This is a genomic window from Nostoc sp. UIC 10890 (assembly GCF_054786515.1).
In genome coordinates this window covers 1,582,187-1,603,732 of record NZ_JBSGKF010000001.1, presented here as the reverse complement: position 1 = coordinate 1,603,732, position 21,546 = coordinate 1,582,187, and the positions used below count along the sequence as shown (strand labels likewise).

Here is a 21,546-nt window from a genome sequence, read left to right as displayed (position 1 = left end):
GTTAATCTACTTAAATAAAATTTATGATAATGATAATCATTTGAAATTGAAGAAGAAGGGAGGAAAGCAAAGGACTTCCAACAAATAAATTACTCGCCCCGCCATATCATAGTTATAGACTTTTTTCTTTGAAAGTTATGAACTGTTTTAATAACATTTGTAACAGCAACAATGGCAATTGAGGATGTAGTAGCATACGACATGATATCAGTCTCTATTACCTTCTCCAAAGGCTTAAAATTGCGAAAGCAATCCAGGGCTTAAACGCACAACAATTAGGTTAGAGGCAGCCTCCGCTTCAAGTATGGCGATCGCAATGACCAACTTAAACAACTTAAATTACAATTTATTGATTTATAAGACTCATATTTAATTTGTGAAATAGATGTAGGAGAAGCAGTGCATTGCGAAGGTTCCCTTCGTTATAGCAACTAGCATTACGTTACGCGTTTATAACGCACTTTACATATATTTAGATTTTTGAAAAAGTCAAATCTGATTGATATATATTCTCAATAAAATTAAGATTTTTTCCAACAAAAAACTAGGGTTAAATAACTAAAAATAGCCCCATGTTAAGGACTATAGGCTGATTTATTTTGAATTTTAAAATCATAAAATTTTCATTTTTTTAGGAAAATTTGCTAAAAGTTCTCCTATTAATAAATAATCCAGTATTAAATTAATCATTACCCAAGCTTAATCAAGACCACATATTGTTTAGTCCAGTATTTTATGTAACCAAAAAGTTCCTGATGACATTTTCAAGACGTAAATTCTTTGCAGTAGCAGGCGCAACTGCTGCTGGAACTTTAGCTATATCTCCATTAGAAGGTCTTTTGGCAAAAAAAGCCTTTGGTCAAATTGGCACAGGATATGGGCCACTTTTACCAGATCCCAATGGCTTATTAGACTTACCAGAAGGATTTCAATATAGAATTTTAGCTCGCACGAACGATATCATGGCCGATGGCAACCCAGTGCCTGGTGCTCATGATGGCATGGCAGCCTTCCAAGGGCCCGGAAACACAACTATCCTGATTTGCAACCACGAACTGAGCAACAATTCTGCTACACAAGTAATAGTGCCGAATCGCTACGATCCGATTTGCAGAGGTGGTACCACAACCCTGGTTATCGGCCCCAATCGTAAGCTAATCAAACAGTTTGCTTCTCTCGGTGGAACTATTCGTAACTGTGCTGGTGGCCCAACTCCTTGGGGTTCATGGATTAGCTGTGAAGAGGATGTAAGTGTACCGGGTAGCGGACGCACGCAGTTCCACGGTTATAACTTTGAGGTTCCAGCTAGCGCCACCGAACCTGTAACGCCAGTGCCTCTCATTGATATGGGAAGGTTTAATCACGAAGCTGTAGCTGTAGATCCTAAAACTGGATATGTCTATGAGACTGAAGATAGAGGAGATAGCCTCTTCTATCGTTTTATCCCCAATGTGCCTGGCAAGTTAGCAGAAGGTGGCAGACTCCAAGCTCTAAGAATTATAGGTAGAAATGGGGTTAACACCACTACAGGTTTCACAGTAGGACAGAAATGGGATGTAGATTGGGTAGACATTCTTAACCCTAACCCAACTTCAGATACTGTTCGAGTGGAAGGCCGTAGCTTAGGTGCAGCCCGGTTTAATCGTGGGGAAGGCATTTGGTATGATGGCAAGGGTGCATTTTACTTCGTTGCTACCAGTGGTGGCCCTGTAAACGGTGGTCAAGTATGGCGCTACATTCCTGGTGAAGAGAAAATTGATCTGTTTGTAGAGTCTCAATCTAGAAATGAACTCGATATGCCCGACAATCTAGTTGTGGCACCTTTTGGCGATCTCATTCTCTGCGAAGATGGTTCTGGTGAGCAGTTCTTAAGAGGTGTAACACCCCAAGGAGAACTCTATAATTTTGCACGTAACGCCTTGAATACTAGCGAACTTTGTGGGGCCTGCTTCTCTCCGAATGGTCTGACTATGTTTGTTAATATCCAAACCCCTGGGATCATTTTTGCAATCTGGGGTCCTTGGAAGAGTAGGAGATAATACATTTTCCGAGCCATTCTCCCAGTAATGAGTAAGGGTAATTTTTAGGGAAAAAGCGATCGCCTGATCTCGAAGTAGCAAATGGCGATCGCTTTCAACTAAGACCTAATCTTAATTCATAACTATTTTGTACAATTCCCGTAATACGGTAATACGCAAATTATCTTCAGTGATAGCTTTACGGAAGTAAGTCTCAGTCCTTGCGTTTCCAAAATCACTGCTTTAGGAATACTAGCAAGAAGCAAACTCACATTAAGCTTTTGTTGTAGCAACAGTTGGCAAACTCACTTTCAAGCGCTTAAACATTGCTTCTCTTGCTTGTATAGCCAAACTATCATCTAAAGGCGACAGCGCGATCGCTTCCTCATACTTTAGCCGCAGCGCTGTTTGAATTAACCAATCGGCGACAAAAGGATTTTTCGGTAATAAAGGGCCGTGGGAATAAGTAGCGATCGCATTCTGATAAAATGCTCCTTCTGTCCCATCTTCACCATTATTTCCCAAACCATACACCACTCGCCCCAAAGCTTCCACTTTTCCCAGTTTGGTACGTCCACCGTGATTTTCAAAGCCTACCAAATATGGTGTGCTACCCATCATCTCTTTTAAATCCCGCGCCAGACGTGAAGCTGTAACTTCAATTACTAAGTTACCAATACAGCGCTTAGTATTTTCACCAGGATGGACGGAAACTAAATCGAGTATTCCCAAACCATCAATCCGTTGTCCTAAGCCTGGTTCATAATAATGTCCCAGCAGTTGGGGGGAACCACAAGTAAATACTCCTGGTGTGCCATTTTCGATTTTGTCGCGCATTGCATCAGCTTTTGCACCTTGCAAATCCCGCATGACAATTTCTTGCTGACGATCTTGTGCGCCACCACCAACTATGACATCTACAGTTTTAATATCTGCGGCTGTGGAATTTTGATCTAGGGGTAATACTTTAACATCGTATCCTCGCCACTGAGCGCGACGCTCTATAGTAATTACATTACCGCGATCGCCATAAGTACTCATCAGCGTCGGATAAAGCCAGCCTATTGTTAATTCTAGTTGTTGAGAACTCATAAATTTGGGGAATGGGGAATGGGGAATGGGGAATGGGGAATGGGGAATGGGAGAGAATAACCAATGCCCAATGACAAATGACAAATGACAAATGACAAATTAAAGAATTTTCCGCCCAGTCAGAACTTCTCGCACCTCTAACATGGCTGAGTAGGTGGGCAGAATGTGTAAAGTTTCATTCTCTGGTGTATGCTCTAATGCAGTAGCGATCGCTTGTTTCAAATCTTCTTCGACAATCAGATTTAACTTACTCTCACCAGACTTTTCGCTGTAACGTAGACGTAGTGCCATATCATAGACGCGATCGCCACTTACTACTAAAGTCCCGCCTCGTTCGACTAATTTCTCTGTATCCACGTCCCAAATCCAGGATACATCAGTGCCATCGGGCGTGCGATCGTTCAATACCAGCAGTGTGGTTTTATCTGTGCTTTGAGTAACTACGCGAATGGTTTCATTCGTTCCCACAGGATTTTTTGATAACAATATCCGCACGCGTTTACCATCAATTACTAAATCTTCAGCCCGACCAAAAGCAGCTTGAAAGGTATTAATAGTATCTCTGATTGTTACTTCATCAACTCCCAACTCAATAGCCGCAGTAGCAGCAGCTAAAGTATTATATTTGTTGTACAAACCAACCAGAATTTGCGACCATTCCCTACTTTCGAGAGTCGGTTTACTTTTACTAAAACCACACTTGGGACAAGTGAAATCTCCCAAATGAGACAAATAAACACCTTTATAATCTAAAGAATGTCCACATTTGGGACAATAAATAGAATCAACGGCGTGAGGAATTGCTTCTAAATAATGTTCTGGTTCATTCAAGCCAAAGAATAACACCCGTTGGGGTAACTGCTGACCGAGGTTAGATAAAGTTGGGTCATCAGCATTGGGAATTACTACCGTTTCTGCTGGTAGGGTAGAAATAACTTTTGTCCAACGCTTACTAATTGTGTCTACTTCGCCGTACCTATCGAGTTGGTCACGGAACAAGTTTAAACAGAGAATAATTCGCGGCTGGAGTGGTGCTAATACTCTTGGTACAATATTTTCATCAACTTCCAAAATGGCGTAATCAGTATTTAGCGTACCTAGTAAGTTGGTGCTTTCTAACAGCGCCGTCATCAAGCCATTTTCCAGATTTGCACCTGTAGAATTATGAGTGACGCGAAAACCCTTGCGTTCTAGTATCGTGCATAAGAGTAGCGCTGTAGTGGTTTTGCCATTAGTACCAGCAATTAAAATCACCCCGTTTTTAACTTGCTGACTCAATAATTGTAAAAGTCGGGGTTCAATGCGACGAGCAATCGAGCCTGGTAACACACTAGCAGCACCTAGACGCAGCGATCGCACTATAAACGTCACACTTTTTGCTACTGACACCGCGAAACCTAATCGCAGTCTATCTATGAATTGTATTTTCTTTCCCATATCTGTACCCTAGTCTTCTGGCGGTTGCTAATTGATAGTCTTTAAGTTACAAATTTAATCTTGTGAGTTTAGCGAATCCTGGGTGAAAAAGCCAGTCATACCAATTTAGAATTTTCGATTTTGGATTGTTAAGCCTTATAGTTGCACTACTTTACCTCTGTTTTGACTTCCGCGTAGCAGTACCAGCCACTTGCGAGAGATAATCTCAGTAAGCGTTATCTTAAAAAAATAGTGCGTGGGCGTAATTACATATCCAGCCCAGTTTGCTGAATTCAGCACAAAATCACGACAAGTAGTAGCTTGCAAGGTTCCTTTTGATGAATAGCACAAAGTTTCTTTTTTTACATAAACAAATTACTGGCTGGCAAAGGTGGTTGTCCAAATGCCTGTTGTTGCTTGCAAGTCTTTTCATTATAAGTATGCAACCTGCGTATGCTGGTCTTGATAATGATTTATATGATGGCAACATTTTTGTCGTTTATGCTGGCAATGGTTCATTAGTTCCACCGAGACAGTCACTCGCACAGACTTTAGCGGAGCATAAACCCATATTTTTGGCTTTTTATTTAGATGACAGCAGCGATTCCAAAAGATATGCCATTTCCATTTCACGGGTACAGGAATTCTATGGTCGGGTAGCAGAAATTATGCCGATTAATGTAGATACTATCCCGCTCAAACAAACTTACGATCCTACAGAACCAGGATATTACTATTCTGGGGGTGTTCCTCAAGTCGTAGTATTTAATAAATCAGGTGAGGTAGTTTTGAATAAAAAGGGTCAAGTACCTTTTGAAGAAATAGACGATGAATTTCGCAAAATCTTTGATTTATTACCACGCACCGAAACAGCACAGCTAAAGCGACGAGCCTTCAATGAGTTCAGTAGTGAGTTAGCTAGATAACTTATGGGGTAGACCAAATTGGTCTGCCCTAATTTTTAGTGATATCTGTTACTACATTTCTGCCGATGCCAAAGCATAATATTGAAATATCTGTTTTAACAGATTACAGAGTTAATCTATAGTCCATAAGTCTGCAAAAACTGACTAATGACTAATGACTAATGACTAATGACCAATGACTAACTAGAGTGTATTCTGATGTCACAGGTTTACACCACCCAGGAACTAATTCAAATTTTGGCAGCCGAACGCCAAGCTTGCCTCAAAGGAAAACGTCTAAAATTAGAAATGACGGTCTCTGGCAATCCTGTAATTGACCAGTTTATCAGCACTGATGGGCTGCAACAGTTCACTGCTTATCAAGATTTCAAAACTGCAATTCACGAATATCAGAAAGAAAATCGAGTTTCCGGTATTATCTGGCGGGAATTGACAGTTAAAGGAAAAAAGTTGCACTATCCCGAAATAGATACTGAGTTAATTGCTCTCAATTGCGACTTAGAGATATTAAAAGCTGCTAAAAATTCCATCGTAGAATTTTGGTATGAAGTCTCTATAGGGATGGATTTATACTTGAGTTTCAATAATAGTAAACAATACCAACAAATTGCCACATCTGATTTAGAAATAATTGTTCAAAGAACAGAATGGGCAAGTTTGTGCAAGTGGGAAAATTCTAGCTTTTTGGAAATGATTTTGCAGCTAGGATGGGGTAAACCAGAAGAAGCTTATTATAAACGAGGAAGGCCGCGATCGGGTAGTGAATATATTCATGCAGTCAATCCCGGAAATCACCCTATTGGTTGATTAATGTGTTGGGTAGGAATGCTGAAAATCACAACAAAATCACGCGCAAAATTGCGACAGAATTGTGTTTACTTGGCTTTCTCACTTAATAAGGCACTCAAGGTATAGCTAAGTACTATACATGGATAGCGGGGCATTGAGCCAGTGCTGAGTAAATGAGAGAACATATTTTTTGGCGTTCAGCGACCAGTCATTTGCTCTAGCTTTTCGGGGTATCTAGCCCCTTGCACCGTGATCTTTGAGGCGGCATCATCGATGTCACGCAGATCGTCGGGTGTGAGTTCGACTGAGACTGCTCTGATGTTTTCGTCCAAGCGATGCAGCTTCGTGGTACTTAGGATCGGCCCCGATCGCTCCACCAGGACACGCAATGCCGATCGCTGTTGCCATTGCAGACTCACTGCCAGCACATTCAAGTATTGACTCTGCACCACCCTGGGTCATCTCTTGCACGGCTGCGATCGCTTCCTCACCCCGATAAAACCAGAGGTCAGATCCGCAAATGCAAGCGTGAGTAATCCGAACAACGGCATCTGTGGGCTGTTGAATTGTGGGATCGGGAACATTCTCAACCCGGACATCACCTGGGGCATATAGGACTCCTATTTGATTTTTGAAAAAAATCAGTACAACTTGAAGAGGCTTGTTTCCTGTTGCCTATTGCCTACCTACGCAAATAATTTCAGAAATCAAAGCGGATTCCTATAGTAAACGGTTGCTTTCATCGAACAATCTCCTTGTAAAAAACTAATGCTTGCCTTATTTTCTCCTGCATTTTCTCCTGCCTCTGGCTCTTGCCAGTTACTTGCTGAGATGCTGAATGAAAAAGGACTGAAGTTTGTCCCAGGGGATGAGGTTCACCCGGTCGTAAAGATCGACGTGCCCGGCCCCCGGAACAATGTAAAGTTCCTTTGGTTCGGCTGCGCGCTTGTAAGCATCTTCACTGAACTCTCTGGAGTGTGCATCTGCCCCCGTGATGAACAGCATGGGACGAGGCGAAATCGTCTCGATGTCGTTGAACGGGTGGAAGTTCATGAATTTGACGTTACTGGTAAGCGTCGGGTGCGTTGTCAGGTTCGGTGACGAACCAATGGATGTGTATTCGCCCCTGGGAGTGCGGTAAAAGTCATAAAACTCACGCTCAATGGCGGTGGAGTTTTCATTCAGTTCATGCACGGTTCCGCCTGTGTATTTGATCTCGCCACCCGTGAACTCCACATAGCGTTGTTCAGCCGCCTCTGCGATTACTTTCTTTCTCTGTTCGAGGGTCATAGAATTCCTAAGCCCGTTACGGTTAGCCGCACCCATGTCGTACATACTTACCGTCGCAATGGCCTTCATCCGCGGGTCAATCTTGGCGGCGCTGATGACGAAGCTTCCGCTGCCGCAAATTCCAAGAACGCCAATCCGGTTCTTGTCAACGAATGGCCGAGTGCCCAAAAAATCCACCGCAGCACTGAAATTCTCAGCATAAATATCCGGCGAAACGGTGTTGCGAGGCCGCCCCTCACTCTCGCCCCAGAAGGACAGATCGAGGGACAAGGTGACGAATCCCTGGTCTGCCAGTTTTTGGGCATACAGATTCGCGCTTTGTTCTTTCACTGCACCCATTGGGTGCCCCACAATGATTGCGGGATTCTTGGCGGTCTGATTCAAGGTTTTGGGAATGAACAGATTCCCGACAACTTGCATGTTGTATTGGTTTTTGAACATAACCTTTTGCGTGGTCACTTTGTCGCTCTTATAGAAGTTGTCCGCCCCCTCGACCACACCGGACTTCTGGGCGGGTGCTTGGGAACTCTTATGCGAAGTGCGCGTTTTGTCGAGCGCAACTGCCGCTGTCGTGCCGATTGCACTAATCAAGAGGGTTAGCATAACGAGGTGTTTCATTGAGTTCTCCAAATGTGTGGATTGGTTAGCTTCGGTTTGATGCGTCTGCCTTTGACGAACAATCACTGCACCGTTTGACCGCCATCGACGACCAAGGTGTGTCCAACGATGAAGGCAGCCGCGTCTGAACACAGCCAGACAACGGCATTGGCAATCTCTTCGGGCTGGCCCATCCGTCCGATCGGCTCCTCCGAGATTACTTGCTTGCGTCCTTCAGCAGTGCCGCCAGTGAAGCGATCCATCATCGGTGTGTCAATGTAACCGGGAGCAACAGCGTTGACGCGGATGTTCTGCGAGGCGTAGTCTAGAGCCGCCGACTTGGTGAGTCCGATCACGGCGTGTTTTGCGGCAGTGTATGCGGCTCCGCCCTTGATGCCTATGACCCCAGCACCCGATGATGTGTTCACGATCGCGCCGCCCCCTTGCTTGAGTAGCAGCGGAATTTCATACTTCATGCACAGAAAAACGCCGCGCAGATCGATGTCTACGATCCGATCCCATTCTTCCTCTTCGATTTCCGCTGTTGCTGCATTTTTCTGCTCCACACCGGCGTTGTTGAAGGCAAAGTCCAGCCGCCCGAAGGTCTCAATGGTCTTGGAAAGAGCCGCCTTCACGTCCTCGGTTCGCGTCACATCGCACTTGACGGCAAGCACTCGTCCGCCGAGTTCCTTGATCGTGCGGGCTGTTTCTTGATTGCCCTGTTCTGAAATGTCAGCGACCACTACATTAGCGCCCTCACGGGCAAATGCCAGTGCCGTAGCTCGACCAATGCCGTTCGCTGCTCCAGTCACAAACGCAACTTTTCCTGTGTAGTTTCTCGTCATTATTTTCACCCTCTTTATTCCGATTGAACAAGCTCGATTGTTACTTCTACAGAGCCAGGCACATTCAATGCCTCGATGCCACTGTCTATTTTTCCAAGGATCACGAGTCCGTTTGAGTATTCAAAATCTCGGTAATATATCGCCAAATTCCCCCAGGGAGCGTAATAAGCAATATCTCCTACAGAAGGATCGCTGCCTGGGGGTGCATCTTCTGTAGATAATCTTTTTGGCAGATTACTGATTTTTTCGGTTCTCGCGTAATCTTCTAACGTCAGCGTTAATGGCAGCAGGGAAATAAAATCCTGAGTGGTTTTGCTGTCGATCAAAGTGGCTGTAACGACTTTATCTTTGACCTTGATGTTTATCTTCATACTATCTGCCTGCTTGGTTGATATTTCAGTCGGCATCTTCATCGAGGCACTGCTAGGTATACTGTTCTCGGCACGGCAGGCTGAGTAACTCAGGGACATCACTAGGGCAAGAACCAAAATCAGCATTCTCTGCTGGCAGTTTTTCCCTTTGATAGAAAAGCATCTCAAAAGCATTAAGATATTCCTCCATACTGCTCGTCGCTGACCTTACTGAGTTTTATATTGAATAAAAATCCAGAATATTTACAAGAAGCCGAAATCATTTTTACTTGCTTTAGCTTCATCTTAGGGATTTTGAAGGGCAAACAATAGGACGATCATCTAAGATTGTTGTACAATCCTGCAAACTTAGAAATGAACGCTGCCAAGATCAATTTAATGAACGACGCGCAGGCAAAGCGCGAGGCAGACAGAGCGCAAGCATACAGAGACGAATTGACTGAGCGGATTGCCCAGACGATTCGTCATGATGGGGCGATTGAGCCGTTGAAAGGATTGCACTTCAACCGCGCCTCCTCGCCTTCGGAATGCCTTCATAGTGTCTCTATCCCTGCCTTCTGTGCGATCGCTCAGGGCAGCAAAGAAGTTCTTCTGGGTAGCGATCGCTATCAGTACGACCCGATGCATTATCTGCTGGGTACGGTCGAACTGCCAATTATTAGCCAAATTCTGGAAGCGTCCAAGGCGCAACCATACCTTAGCCTTCGCCTCGATCTTGACCCTACCCTCGTTGGCTCAGTGATGGTCGAGGCTGGGTATCCCTCATCGCGCAGCCGTGCTGATGTGAAAGCGATCGACGTAAGTCCGTTGAATACAAATCTGTTGGACGCTGTGGTGCGGCTCGTCAGGCTTCTAGATTCCCCTGCTGAAGCTCATGTTCTCGCACCACTGATTAAGCGGGAAATCATTTACCGACTCTTGATGGGAGAGCAAGGTAATCGGCTCCGTCATGTTGCAGTTTTGGGTGGCTACACTTACCACATCGCTAGAGCCGTCGAGCGACTTCGTAAAGACTTTAACGAGCCGATCAAGATTGAAAAAATCGCCCAAGAGTTGGGAATGAGTGTCTCCGGGTTTCACCATCACTTCAAATCTGTCACTGCAATGAGTCCCTTGCAGTACCAAAAGCAACTGCGGCTCCAAGAGGCTCGCCGTCTGATGCTGGGGGAAAACCTTGACGCTAGCAGTGCTGCTTATCGAGTGGGGTATGACGATGCCTCGCACTTCAACCGGGAGTACAAGCGGCTCTTTGGTGCACCACCGATGCGCGATGTGGAGCGGCTGCGAGAAGCTGCTAGGGAGACTGCTAGTTCAATATGATCTCCTCAAAATGCCACACAAAAGCATGATCCTTCCAGTTGCAAATGTGTGCCATCAACTTAATACCAAGCAGGTAAGAGGTTACAGTTCCAGGTAAATTGTCTGACGACTTAGCCCCTGATACTCTAAATTAGCGTTAAACAATCTTTCTAATATTTGTCAAGTTATCCCAATTTGAAAAAAAGAATGCGACAAATAAACCATTTGTAGAGACGCGATTCATCGCAATACTTCTCGGTTAATTACTTTTAACTCGGAATCTGGTTTGGGGAAAAGGTTAAAGGTTAAGGGGTAAAGGTTTTTTCTTTTCCCTTTCCCATTCCCCTTTCCCCCAAAACCCGACAAGTATTGCGATTCATCGCGTCTTTACCCAAAGATGTGTTGCAATCATTAATTGAATTGGTATTAGTTTTGAGAGTTTGTAGTAAGGACTTTAGTGCCTAGAAAATAAGGACTAAAGTCCTTACTACGAACTGGTTGAAAAACAATGCTTATCGACTTTGAACTATGGACTCTTGATTAGAGTTTTCAAACTCTGGATGTTCTACTCTGGGAGGTTTCCAGCTTTCCGTCCAAGCGAGGCATAACTGACGGAAGCGATCGCCCCGCACCTCAAAATTCGGGTACTGGTCGAAACTCGCGCAAGCTGGAGATAACAACACCACAGACGCTTGATATTCCTTAGCTAATTCTGCTGCTCTCGGAACTGCCCTTTCCATAGTTTCCACAATATGGTATGTATGATACCCTACCTCTTGGAGACGTTTGGCAAATGCGGGTGCAGCAGAGCCAATCAATAACACAGCAGCAGCTTGGGAGTGAATTTTTGCTAGCCAGCCAGTATCATCACCTGCTTTCGCTTCTCCACCAGCAATTAAAATCGCTGGACTTTTTACAGATGCTAAACCAACTTCGGCAGCATCGTAGTTAGTGGCTTTGCTGTCGTTAATGAAATCAATACCTTCCCAAGTGCAGATATGTTCCAAACGATGGGCAACACCAGGGAATTCCCGAATCGCAAGTGCGATCGCATCACGATTAATTCCCGCTAATCTTGCCGTTGCTACTGCCATCAAGAGATTTTGCTGGTTATGTTCTCCCACCATTCGCAAAGTAGATACTTTTACAATCGGTTCTGGTGCAGAGGTTGCAGTTAATTTTTCCACAACCCAGCCGTCCTCAATGTAAAAGCCTTTTTCGCTAATCAGGAAATCTTTTCCTTTGACACTTGTCCAATAGGCATCAGGCCAAGCACTTAAACCTAGCTGGCTCAAGTAGGCATCATCGCCATTGAATACTTGCAACTCGGACTGACGTAATAACTTGGCTTTGATGTTGTAATAGTTCTCTAAAGTCTGGTGGCGACTAAGATGATCTGGTGTGAAAGTCGTCCAAACACCGATACGGGGAGCAAGAGAGACGGAAGATTCTATTTGATAGCTGCTAACTTCCGCAATCACCCAATCGAGTGAGGAGTTAGGAGAGACGCGATTAATCGCGTCTGTACAAGAATTATCAAATGCCTCCCCTACTCCCCCTGCTCCCTGCTCCCTGCTCCCTACCCCTTTCCCCCTCCAAGATAGGGCAACATCACAAGCGGCGTAGCCAATATTACCGCAGGCGGGGGCATTTAATTCTGCTGCTTGGAAAATGGCAGCGATTAAAGCTGTGGTAGTAGTTTTACCGTTAGTACCTGTAATTCCTACCCAAGGCAGTAATCGCAAATTTCGCCAAGCGAGTTCCATTTCCCCAATGGTTTCAATACCTAATTGGCGTGCCTTAATTAATACGGGAATATCCCAAGGCACGCCAGGACTAACAACTATTAATTGGGGTAAATTAGCACCATTCAATTCTAGGGATTGGCCTAGTTTCACGGTTATTTGCTCGGCAGCGAGTTCTTGTTGTTGTTGCAGGAGGGCTTCGGAGGTATTGCCATCACTTAGCTCCACCTCCCAACCTTCCCGTTTCAACAATCTCGCCGCAGCAACACCGGACTTTCCCAATCCAATTACAGTAGCTCTAGGCATAGATTGCAGCAGAGTCCCTGGTTAAGCACTCCCTATAGTAGCGCTTCTTGGCAAAAATTACACAAGTTTTTGTTGACCTACGCTACAGATTTTTGACGATCGCACCAAAGTCAGCTAAAACACGGGCATGATTGCGAACTAATCCGAGTAGATGTAACCGATTACGCTTGACTTCTGGATCGGAATCCATAACTAAAACGCTATCTGGGCCATCAAAAAAGTTACTAACTGCTGGAGCAATTTTTGCGAGTGCTGCTACTAACAGTTGATAATTTCGTGTCTGCTGTGCTGCTTGAGTTTCCGGTACTGATTCGATTAAGGCTTTATACAAAGCGTCTTCAGAGGGTTTTTGGAATAATTCTGGACGAACTACGATTGTTGGTTCTAGCTGTTTTGTATCCAAATCACCTTGAGCGGCTAATCGTGTGGAACGGTTAACGGTTTCGTAGATGTTATCTAAAGTACTATCGTTGCGGATTTGTTGTAAGTACAAGGCGCGATCGCGGACATCCAATAAATCCTTTAACGTCCGTTCTGTGTATTCTGGGTCATTTTCTCCCAAAACTGCATTTACTAAATCGTAATCAATCTGCTTTTCTTCTTGCAGTAAGGTGCGGATGCGTTGCAAGAAAAACTCTTGTAATGCTGTGGTTAATGATGCCTGATCTTTGTGGTATTTTGCTGCAAAATCTGTTGATATTTGTGCCAATAAATTATCTAAATTTATCGGCAGATTATAAAACCAAGTAATTTTAACTACAGCATTAGCAGCCCGACGCAAGGCGAAGGGATCGGAGGAACCAGTGGGAATTAAACCTAAACCAAAGATACTTACCAAAGTATCTAATCTATCTGCCAAACCAACAATTTGACCTGTGAGTGTTTCGGGTAAATTGTCACCGGCTCCCGTTGGCAAATAATGTTGATAAATTGCCTTTGCTACTTCCGCATCTTCACCACTGGCTAAGGCGTATTTTTCTCCCATGATCCCTTGTAATTCCGGGAATTCATACACCATTTGTGTCACCAAATCTGCTTTACATAATAAAGCAGCACGTTGGATTTTTTGGCTTTGATTTTCCGCTAATTCTAATTGGGTGCTTATTTGCTCGGCAATCTTCACTACTCTATCTATCTTGGTACGCACCGAACCCAATTCTTCTTGGAAAGTGACTTTTTCTAACTGGGGTAAAAAGCTTTCTATTGGTTTGGTTAAATCAGCTTCGTAGAAAAATCTGCCATCAGCTAATCTGGCACGAATTACTCTTTCATTTCCGACGGCGACAATATCTGATTTTTTGGGATCAGCATTAGAAATAGTGATGAAATTGGGCAATAGTTCTTGCTGAGAACTATCTGGTTTGAATACAGGAAAATAACGCTGGTGAGTAACCATAACTTCAGTGATTACTTCAGTTGGTAATTCCAAAAATTCTGGTTCAAATTTCCCGACAACTGCGGAAGGATATTCTACAAGGTTGGTTACTTCTGCTAACAAATCGGGGTAAATGACTGTATAACCGCCTAAATTCTCTGCTACTGCTTTTACTTGTTCTTTGATCAGATTTGACCGTTCTTCTGGGTCAACGGTGACATAAGCAGACTTGAGGTCGGTAACATAATCGGTAGCTTGGGTAATTGTCACAGGTTCAGGATGTAAGACCCGATGACCTTGAGAAATGCGATCGCTCTGAATCGTTTTAGAACCGTTCACTAATTCTAGAGGTAGTACTGTCTCATCTAACAAAGCTACCAACCAACGAATTGGTCGGGAAAACCTGGCATCCCCGTCACCCCAACGCATCAATCGTTTACCTTCCAAACCCCAAATCCACTGGGGAATAAGTTCTGTCAAAATTTCCGCGACAGAACGACCAAGAATTCTTTTTTGCACAAAGACAAATTCCCCTTTGTCAGTGGGGCGAACAGACAGCGCATCTAATTCCACACCTTGCTTTTTAGCAAAACCGGCGGCGGCGCCTGTCGGTTGACCATCTTTAAAGGCGGCTTGGGCGGGGGGCCCTTTAATTTCTTCTTCTCGGTCTGGTTGCTGGGATGGTAGACCTTTAATCACTACCGCCAAACGTCGGGGAGTACCGTACACCTGGACACTTTCGCCCTTGATGCTGTTTGCTTCCAAACTTTGAGGAATGCGCTCTCGCCACTGTATTAAGGCATCACTGAGAAAGCTTGCAGGTAATTCTTCTGTACCAACTTCTAATAGAAACGCAGGCATAGGTCACTGTTTTCAACTTTGCGTAGCTCAACTTTATCAGTTATTCTCAGGCGATCGCTCCTAACTTTTTGCTAAATCGGTCAATAGACTTCTTGCAAAAGTCGGGGTAAAGGGTAAGGGGTAAAGGGTAAGGGGTAAAGGGTAAGGGGTAAAGGGTAAGGGGTAAAGGGTAAGGGGTAAAGGGTAAGGGGTAAAGGGTAAAGAAACTCAAAATCCTTTCCCTTTAACCTTTACCCTTTTCCCTAAGAGTGCAAAAAGTGCAAAAACATATTGTTGCAAGAGGTCTAATCCAGAAGCGGGGTATTCGAGTCTTGCTCAACAGGTTACACCCATTCCTTCCCAACAAGCTTTAGCTGAAGTTGAGGAGAAATCGACACTCTGGGACTGGATACTGGGAAAATTTTTGTAAAAGTTGGTGTCGGTAAAACCTCTCACCATACTTTTTCAATTTGACACCCAGTCCCCAGTCCCCAATCCCATTTATTATTGTGCGCTAGCTACGATCTGATTCCAAGCTTTGACTGCTGTCTGTAAATTCTTTGGCAGGTTATTTTGAGAAATATCGTTATACTGAACCGTACCCTGTTGACTGGTGAGAGTGTAGGTAATATAGTCAGCAGAACCGCTGGGGGCTGGGTAACTAAGATTCTGAAATTTACTAAACTGAGAACGTTCTAGCGATCGCACAAATTGTTGCACTTGTTGCACAGAAACGCGGCGAACACTACGTTCAGAATCATTGGCATCACCAATACGCACCCGAATCAATAGCCCATCTTTGAGTAAAACAGTCTCGTAGGTTCTGCCAGTAATACCACCACTGGAGATTTGCCGAAATACTATATCTCGATCTAACGGTGGTGGTAACTCGCTGACTGGAATTTTGACAGGGGCCAGTGTATTTTGATTAGCGTTTTGATTCAGTCTGAGTGCGGAACCTGTTTCATTGGTGTGATAAACCAAGGTTTGATCAACTGCATCGACAACCACCCGCCAGCCTTGTACTAAAGCTTGGGTACAGAATTCATCAGCATTAGCTAATTCTAAACAGCTATCTCTCCAAGTTTGCTGTTGAGCCTGAATAATGGTTAGCTGAGAAATTGGCTTTTGCAAACGTCTTGATGCAGCCCGCAACACAGCATTTTTTACAGATGTGGGTAATTTACCTGGCAGATTTTCTGAGGGAGTATTTGCCGAAGCTAAACGTAGCGATCGCCCATTATTATTAGTATGATAAATCCAGTTTTTTTTGCCATTAGATACCACAATCCGCCAACCCGGAACTAACGCTTGGGTGCAGATTTCATCAGGTTGAGGCAGTTCCAAGCAACCATTGCGCCAAGTCTGTTGATTATAGTTAATAATTTGCAGTTGGCTGGTGAAAATTCCCTCTTTACGGGCTAAATCTCGCAGTACCGCATTAGCTACTGGACGTGGCAAGCGGTTGGGTTTAACATTCTCTTTGAGAACTTCATTGCTTGTTTCTAGCGATAAGTTCACAGAAGCACCCGTAGCATCTTTGATAAGTGTTAAAGTGCTAGCAACAGACAAAATACCCGTCAAAACCAAAGCAGTGAAAATTCGCCCTTGATTGCTGTTAAAGTAGTTTTTCAGCATGAATTTCATAGTAATATAGAAATGTTAGTCAAGAGTTATATAACTCAGAAATAGTATCCAGTCATTGATAGACAATAAAATATACAATTCCAGAACTTCACTAGTTGGAATTAGTTTAATATTTGTCTTCTGAAACAGATATCAAGAAAGACGCTGATATAGTGATTTTTTGTTCCTTATACAAATTTTGTATGAAGATGAACTCAATCAAACTGCTGTGCTGAGTCATTAGTCCAAGAGAAACCACGTCCACTCTTTAACATGGTTTGAATTAGTCAGATGAAAGACAAAATTTTTCCGCCCACAAGGGACGGGGTATTCACCAATGACAAATGACAAATGACAAATGACCACTCAATAAAAGTAATTTTATAAGAGAATGCGACGGAACTTTAGCTGAGGTTTTGCTCGGCTCAATTTAAGATATACAATATTTTAAAAATAATCTCAGGCAATATTAGGCGCTTATGGCTTGTTGTTCAGATTCAACTAACTGATTGTTAGGTACATCAAATCTAATAGTACTAGCTGCCCAGTCTTTGAAATCGGGTGCTAGCCAGACTAGCTTGCACAGAATTTGATCATTGACCCATAACACCAAGGGAAACCGAAACTGTTTCCGAAACTCATCTCGCATGATATTGGTGCTGATGATTAGTTGGTTAATTGCCACTACAGATTCTAAACCCCGTACCATCAAAGCTTCGGGTTGAGTTGCACCAATTTCAGCTGTAATAGCTGTGTAAAGTTTGTCAGCCGCAGGTGAGAGCAAAATTTCGTGGATATCTGCTGATGAAAATTCTGTTAACAAGTTCAGCACTTGCTGCTGCCTTTGAACACAGTTACAACATGCTAGTAACAGTGAAAACTCTCCACCAGAAACCATCATTGCCCTTGCCAGCCTCTTAGTGGCCGCAATACTGCTAACTGTACTGTTTTCCGAATTACTTAAGCTGATCATTAAAAAATCCTGCTTTTGATTTCAAAAAGAGTTGAGCAATATTCAGTTATTCTACCCTATTAATTTTTATTCAAAAGTGTTAGGCGGTTAACTTGGATAAGTTTTTCTCTGTAATACTAAGCGTTAGATGATGAATAAGTATATGGTGTATTATCTCATATTTACAATTAAGGGGTAATGTAAAGCTAGTATTAATATAATGTAAGTACAAGGGGGCAGGCGAAGAATTAACAATTGAATTATTACTGTATTCTCATAGATTTTCGCATAAGCCAGTAATTAAGTAATTATTTCTTAAGATAGAGTTTAAAAAAATACTCAGTAAAAGTTTAACAGCAAAGATTGGGAAGTGGGAGAAAACTTAATTAATAGTAGTTTTCAACAAGAAAGGCAGAGGGCAGGAGGCAGGAGGCAGGAGGAATACTACCTCCTGTCCTTTGCCGTGCAAAAATCTTTGTCCATTAAAGCTAACTCATTCGTTTGATAGAACTATAGATCGAAGATGTCGCTCCGTTAGTCAGAGGACAGGGAATATTTAGCTTTCTATGATCAGTTCAGAACATCTGAACATAACGAAAAGTTTAGAATTTGATCCATTGTTTATCCATTGTTTGAGGTGGATAACCAAGGAAAAATACGTGTAAATATTTATGTAAATATTTAATTTTTTGAAAACTAATTAGGGATGTCACACCATGCTATTTAAAGATCGGAGATTTGCGGGTCAAGTTTTGGCTAGGGAGTTAGCGGCTTATGCTAACCGCCCAGATGTTCTGATATTAGGGCTACCTAGGGGTGGCGTACCCGTTGCTTTTGAAGTTGCCAAAGTATTAAATGCTCCCTTAGATATTTTGGTGGTACGTAAATTAGGTGTACCTGATCAAGAAGAACTAGCTATGGGAGCGATCGCATCTGGTGGTGTGCGAATAATTAATCAATATATTATCAGCCTGGTGAAAATATCCGACGAAGTAATTGCCAGAGTTGCAGTCCAAGAAGAACGGGAGTTAGAACGACGAGAACGGCTTTATCGCGGAAATCGCCCCTTTCCAGACTTACAGGGACGCACAGTCATTTTGGTAGATGATGGTTTAGCCACAGGTGCAACTATGTGGGCTGCTATTGTGGCTGTACGAAAACAGCAACCGGCTCAGATTGTGATTGCTGTACCTGTAGCCGCACCTGAAACTTGCCAAGAGTTGGAAGCTGAGGTAGACCAAATCGTTTGCGTCTCGACACCTAGTCCTTTCCACAGCGTTGGTCTTTGGTACAAAGACTTTCCCCAAACTACCGATGAAGAAGTCCGCGACTTACTCGCAAAAGCAACAAAGAATGGTGAAGAATATCTCTCGGCATCTAGATAAGCTTTCCTTGCTCAAAAATATCTGCTAATTTTGCACCCAACTTCTAGCGAAAGAAAGAGTTTGAGGCTAGGTATGTCTGTAATCATGAATGCGGACAAGTGTTAACCAGCTGAATAACTGATATGCCGCAATATTTCGGAAAACTACCCACAACGAATCAACCTTGGACAACAGTTAGCAATGTAAAAGCTGTAACCTGGGACAATAATATTATTAATTTTGACTGTGGCAACTCACGCCTTACCCTCAGCGTACTTGCTCCCAATTTAATCCGCGTGCGTTTCGCACCAAGCGGGGAATTTATCCCTCGCCGTTCTTGGGCTGTGACGCGAGATGATGCAGAATGGGCGACAACGCCTTTTGCAGTACAGGAAACTGAAGCAACGGTAGAAATTGAAACATCACAGATTCGTGTGTGCGTTCAGCGGGAAAAATGTCGCATCGCCTGTTTCGACAAAGCTAATCGCCCCTTTGCCCAAGATGCAGATATGGGGATGGGTTGGCGGATGGGCGCAGTTGCAGGGTGGAAGGAAATTGCAGCCGACGAACATTTCTATGGCTTTGGTGAACGTACAGGCTGGCTGGATAAACTCAGCGAGGTAAAAACCAACTGGACAACGGATGCTTTAGATTATGATGCACTTACTGATGAAATGTACCAAGCAATTCCATTTTTTATGGCTTTGCGTCCGCAGGTAAGCTATGGCATCTTTTTTAATACCACTTTTTGGAGTCAGTTCGATATCGGTGCTGAACAACCAGGTATTTGGAAAATGGAGACTCGTGGCGGTGAATTGGATTATTACATTATTTACGGCCCCGAACCAGCCCAAATTCTGAAGACTTACACTCAACTAACTGGGAGAATGCCATTACCGCCGAAATGGGCGCTAGGTTATCATCAATGCCGCTGGAGTTACGAATCAGAAAACGTTGTGCGGGAATTAGCAAAGGAATTTCGCCAACGTCGCATTCCCTGCGATGTTATTCACTTAGATATTGACTATATGCGGGGCTATCGGGTGTTTACTTGGAGTCCTCAACGCTTCCCAAACCCAGCAAAACTTATTAGTGATTTAGCAAAGGATGGTTTTAAAACAGTCACAATCATTGATCCTGGTGTGAAGTATGAACCAGAAGCAAATTATGATGTTTTTGACCAAGGAATAGAAAAGGACTATTTTGTACGTAAAGCTGATGGTGCATTGTTCCACGGCTATGTTTGGCCTGAGAAAGCTGTTTTTCCTGACTTTTTACGTCCTGATGTGTCTAACTGGTGGGCTGATTTACACAAAAGCCTAACTGATATTGGGGTGGCAGGAATTTGGAATGATATGAATGAACCTGCCATAAACGATCGCCCTTTCGGCGATGATGGTGAAAAGATTTGGTTTCCGCTAGATGCACCACAGGGGGGAAGAGGGGCAGAGGGGCAGAGGAGCAGAGGAGCAGGGGAGCAGGGGAGCAGAGGGGCAGAGGAGAATTTACCTACGTCTACTCATACAGAAGTGCATAACTTGTATGGGTTGATGATGGCTAAAGCTTGTTATGAAGGGTTGCAACGGCATCGAAGCTCAGAGCGATCGTTTGTGTTAACGCGATCGGGTTATGCTGGTGTGCAACGCTGGTCTTCTGTGTGGATGGGAGATAACCAATCGTTGTGGGAGCATTTAGAAATGTCTCTGCCGATGCTTTGCAACATGGGACTTTCGGGTGTGGCGTTTGTGGGTTGCGATATTGGTGGATTTGCTGGTAACGCCACAGCTGAATTATTCGCTCGGTGGATGCAGGTAGGAATGCTTTACCCATTGATGCGCGGCCACTCGGCAATGTCTACAGCTCGTCATGAACCTTGGGTATTTGGCGATCGCGTTGAAAATATCTGTCGAGAATACATTAATTTACGTTATCAACTACTTCCCTACATCTACACTCTTTTTTGGGAAGCGGTAACAACAGGCGCACCGATTTTAAGGCCATTATTGTACCACTTCCCCAACGATCCAAAAACTTACACTCTCTACGATCAAGTATTGCTAGGTGCATCGCTGATGGCTGCACCAATTTACCGCCCTGGAGTTGAGCATCGGTCTGTCTACTTACCCGCTGGCACTTGGTATGATTGGTGGAGTGGCGATCGCTACGAAGGCCCGATTCACATTCTTGCTCATGCACCACTGGAAAAAATGCCACTGTATGTCCGTGGTGGTGCGATCGTTCCCATGCAACCTGTCAGGCAATACGTTGATCAAGCCCCACTGGACGAGATCCGATTACGGATTTGGCCTGGTAATAATGAATATCAGCTATTTGAAGATGATGGGTACACAAATAAGTATCAAAATACAAAATTTTCACTGACAAATACAAGGGTATTTACTGAAGCCAACCAAATAGTAGTGGAAATTGAAGCGAGAGAGGGGGAATGGACACCTCCACCGCGTGAAGTGATTGTAGAAGTTGTTGGTGTTGGAGAGCAACGTTTCCAAGACGATGGTCAGCGTCATACTCTGCAATTTTGATCCGAAAAATAGGTTTTAAACCCCGTGCTGGAAGCACGGCTTTAAAGTAATGAGTAAGGAGTAATGAGTAATGAGTGGATGAAAAACGGGTATTTACTCATTACTCATTACTTATTACTTATATGGGTACTGGGGACTGGGTACTAGGAGGG

Annotated in this window: 16 protein-coding genes; 6 read left to right on the top strand and 10 right to left on the bottom strand. The window is 43.7% G+C overall.

Annotated features, from left to right (window positions below; genetic code table 11):
- Positions 1-755 precede the first annotated feature (755 nt).
- Positions 756-2,039, top strand: a complete 1,284-nt coding sequence (locus ACWATR_RS06375; RefSeq protein ID WP_460330566.1) for an alkaline phosphatase PhoX — start codon at positions 756-758, stop codon at positions 2,037-2,039.
- 252 nt (positions 2,040-2,291) lie between these two features.
- On the opposite strand, the gene ACWATR_RS06370 is transcribed toward ACWATR_RS06375, so the two are convergent.
- Together ACWATR_RS06370 and ACWATR_RS06365 are read right to left on the bottom strand one after the other, a co-directional pair.
- Entirely contained in the window at positions 2,292-3,110 is an 819-nt protein-coding gene (locus tag ACWATR_RS06370) for a type 1 glutamine amidotransferase (RefSeq protein WP_460330563.1), read from the bottom strand.
- 99 nt (positions 3,111-3,209) lie between these two features.
- On the bottom strand, positions 3,210-4,547 hold the full coding sequence (locus tag ACWATR_RS06365) for a MurT ligase domain-containing protein (protein ID WP_460330560.1): 1,338 nt from the start codon (positions 4,545-4,547) through the stop codon (positions 3,210-3,212).
- Positions 4,548-4,864: 317 nt separating this feature from the next.
- Between ACWATR_RS06365 and ACWATR_RS06360 the strand changes: the two genes are divergently transcribed.
- A complete protein-coding gene (locus ACWATR_RS06360; protein ID WP_420761778.1) occupies positions 4,865-5,452 on the top strand; it encodes a thylakoid membrane photosystem I accumulation factor in 588 nt (195 codons plus the stop codon).
- A 198-nt stretch (positions 5,453-5,650) separates the two neighbouring features.
- Entirely contained in the window at positions 5,651-6,259 is a 609-nt protein-coding gene (locus ACWATR_RS06355) for a hypothetical protein (RefSeq protein WP_460330558.1), read from the top strand.
- 179 nt (positions 6,260-6,438) lie between these two features.
- On the opposite strand, the gene ACWATR_RS06350 is transcribed toward ACWATR_RS06355, so the two are convergent.
- The 4 genes from ACWATR_RS06350 to ACWATR_RS06335 form a co-directional block, all read right to left on the bottom strand.
- Positions 6,439-6,693: a hypothetical protein gene (locus tag ACWATR_RS06350; RefSeq protein WP_460330556.1), complete on the bottom strand. Its 255-nt coding sequence runs from the start codon at positions 6,691-6,693 to the stop codon at positions 6,439-6,441.
- Positions 6,694-7,060: 367 nt separating this feature from the next.
- Positions 7,061-8,149, bottom strand: coding sequence for an alpha/beta hydrolase (locus ACWATR_RS06345; RefSeq protein WP_465249741.1), 1,089 nt, complete (start codon positions 8,147-8,149; stop codon positions 7,061-7,063).
- Between the two features lie 62 nt (positions 8,150-8,211).
- On the bottom strand, positions 8,212-8,973 hold the full coding sequence (locus ACWATR_RS06340) for an SDR family oxidoreductase (protein WP_460330553.1): 762 nt from the start codon (positions 8,971-8,973) through the stop codon (positions 8,212-8,214).
- A gap of 14 nt (positions 8,974-8,987) precedes the next feature.
- Positions 8,988-9,470 carry a cyclophilin-like fold protein gene (locus ACWATR_RS06335; RefSeq protein ID WP_460330550.1) on the bottom strand — a complete coding sequence of 161 codons (483 nt, stop codon included), beginning with the start codon at positions 9,468-9,470 and terminating at the stop codon, positions 8,988-8,990.
- Positions 9,471-9,722: 252 nt separating this feature from the next.
- On the opposite strand from ACWATR_RS06335, the gene ACWATR_RS06330 reads away from it, so the two are divergent.
- Positions 9,723-10,664 (top strand): AraC family transcriptional regulator, encoded by a 942-nt coding sequence (locus ACWATR_RS06330; RefSeq protein ID WP_460330547.1) that lies wholly within the window; start codon positions 9,723-9,725, stop codon positions 10,662-10,664.
- Between the two features lie 491 nt (positions 10,665-11,155).
- Here the strand turns inward: ACWATR_RS06330 and murD are convergent, their stop codons facing one another.
- From murD to ACWATR_RS06310, 4 genes are all read right to left on the bottom strand, one after another.
- Positions 11,156-12,694 carry a UDP-N-acetylmuramoyl-L-alanine--D-glutamate ligase gene (gene murD / locus ACWATR_RS06325; protein WP_460330544.1) on the bottom strand — a complete coding sequence of 513 codons (1,539 nt, stop codon included), beginning with the start codon at positions 12,692-12,694 and terminating at the stop codon, positions 11,156-11,158.
- A gap of 82 nt (positions 12,695-12,776) precedes the next feature.
- Entirely contained in the window at positions 12,777-14,930 is a 2,154-nt protein-coding gene (gene glyS, locus ACWATR_RS06320) for a glycine--tRNA ligase subunit beta (RefSeq protein ID WP_460330542.1), read from the bottom strand.
- 483 nt (positions 14,931-15,413) lie between these two features.
- The gene (locus ACWATR_RS06315) at positions 15,414-16,556 is read right to left on the bottom strand and encodes a hypothetical protein (RefSeq protein WP_460330540.1); all 1,143 of its coding nucleotides are present in this window, start codon (positions 16,554-16,556) and stop codon (positions 15,414-15,416) included.
- A 448-nt stretch (positions 16,557-17,004) separates the two neighbouring features.
- Positions 17,005-17,508 (bottom strand): hypothetical protein, encoded by a 504-nt coding sequence (locus ACWATR_RS06310; RefSeq protein WP_460330538.1) that lies wholly within the window; start codon positions 17,506-17,508, stop codon positions 17,005-17,007.
- Positions 17,509-18,203: 695 nt separating this feature from the next.
- Between ACWATR_RS06310 and ACWATR_RS06305 the strand changes: the two genes are divergently transcribed.
- Together ACWATR_RS06305 and ACWATR_RS06300 are read left to right on the top strand one after the other, a co-directional pair.
- A complete protein-coding gene (locus ACWATR_RS06305) occupies positions 18,204-18,872 on the top strand; it encodes a phosphoribosyltransferase (RefSeq protein ID WP_460330536.1) in 669 nt (222 codons plus the stop codon).
- 122 nt (positions 18,873-18,994) lie between these two features.
- On the top strand, positions 18,995-21,394 hold the full coding sequence (locus tag ACWATR_RS06300; protein WP_460330534.1) for a glycoside hydrolase family 31 protein: 2,400 nt from the start codon (positions 18,995-18,997) through the stop codon (positions 21,392-21,394).
- Positions 21,395-21,546: the final 152 nt, after the last annotated feature.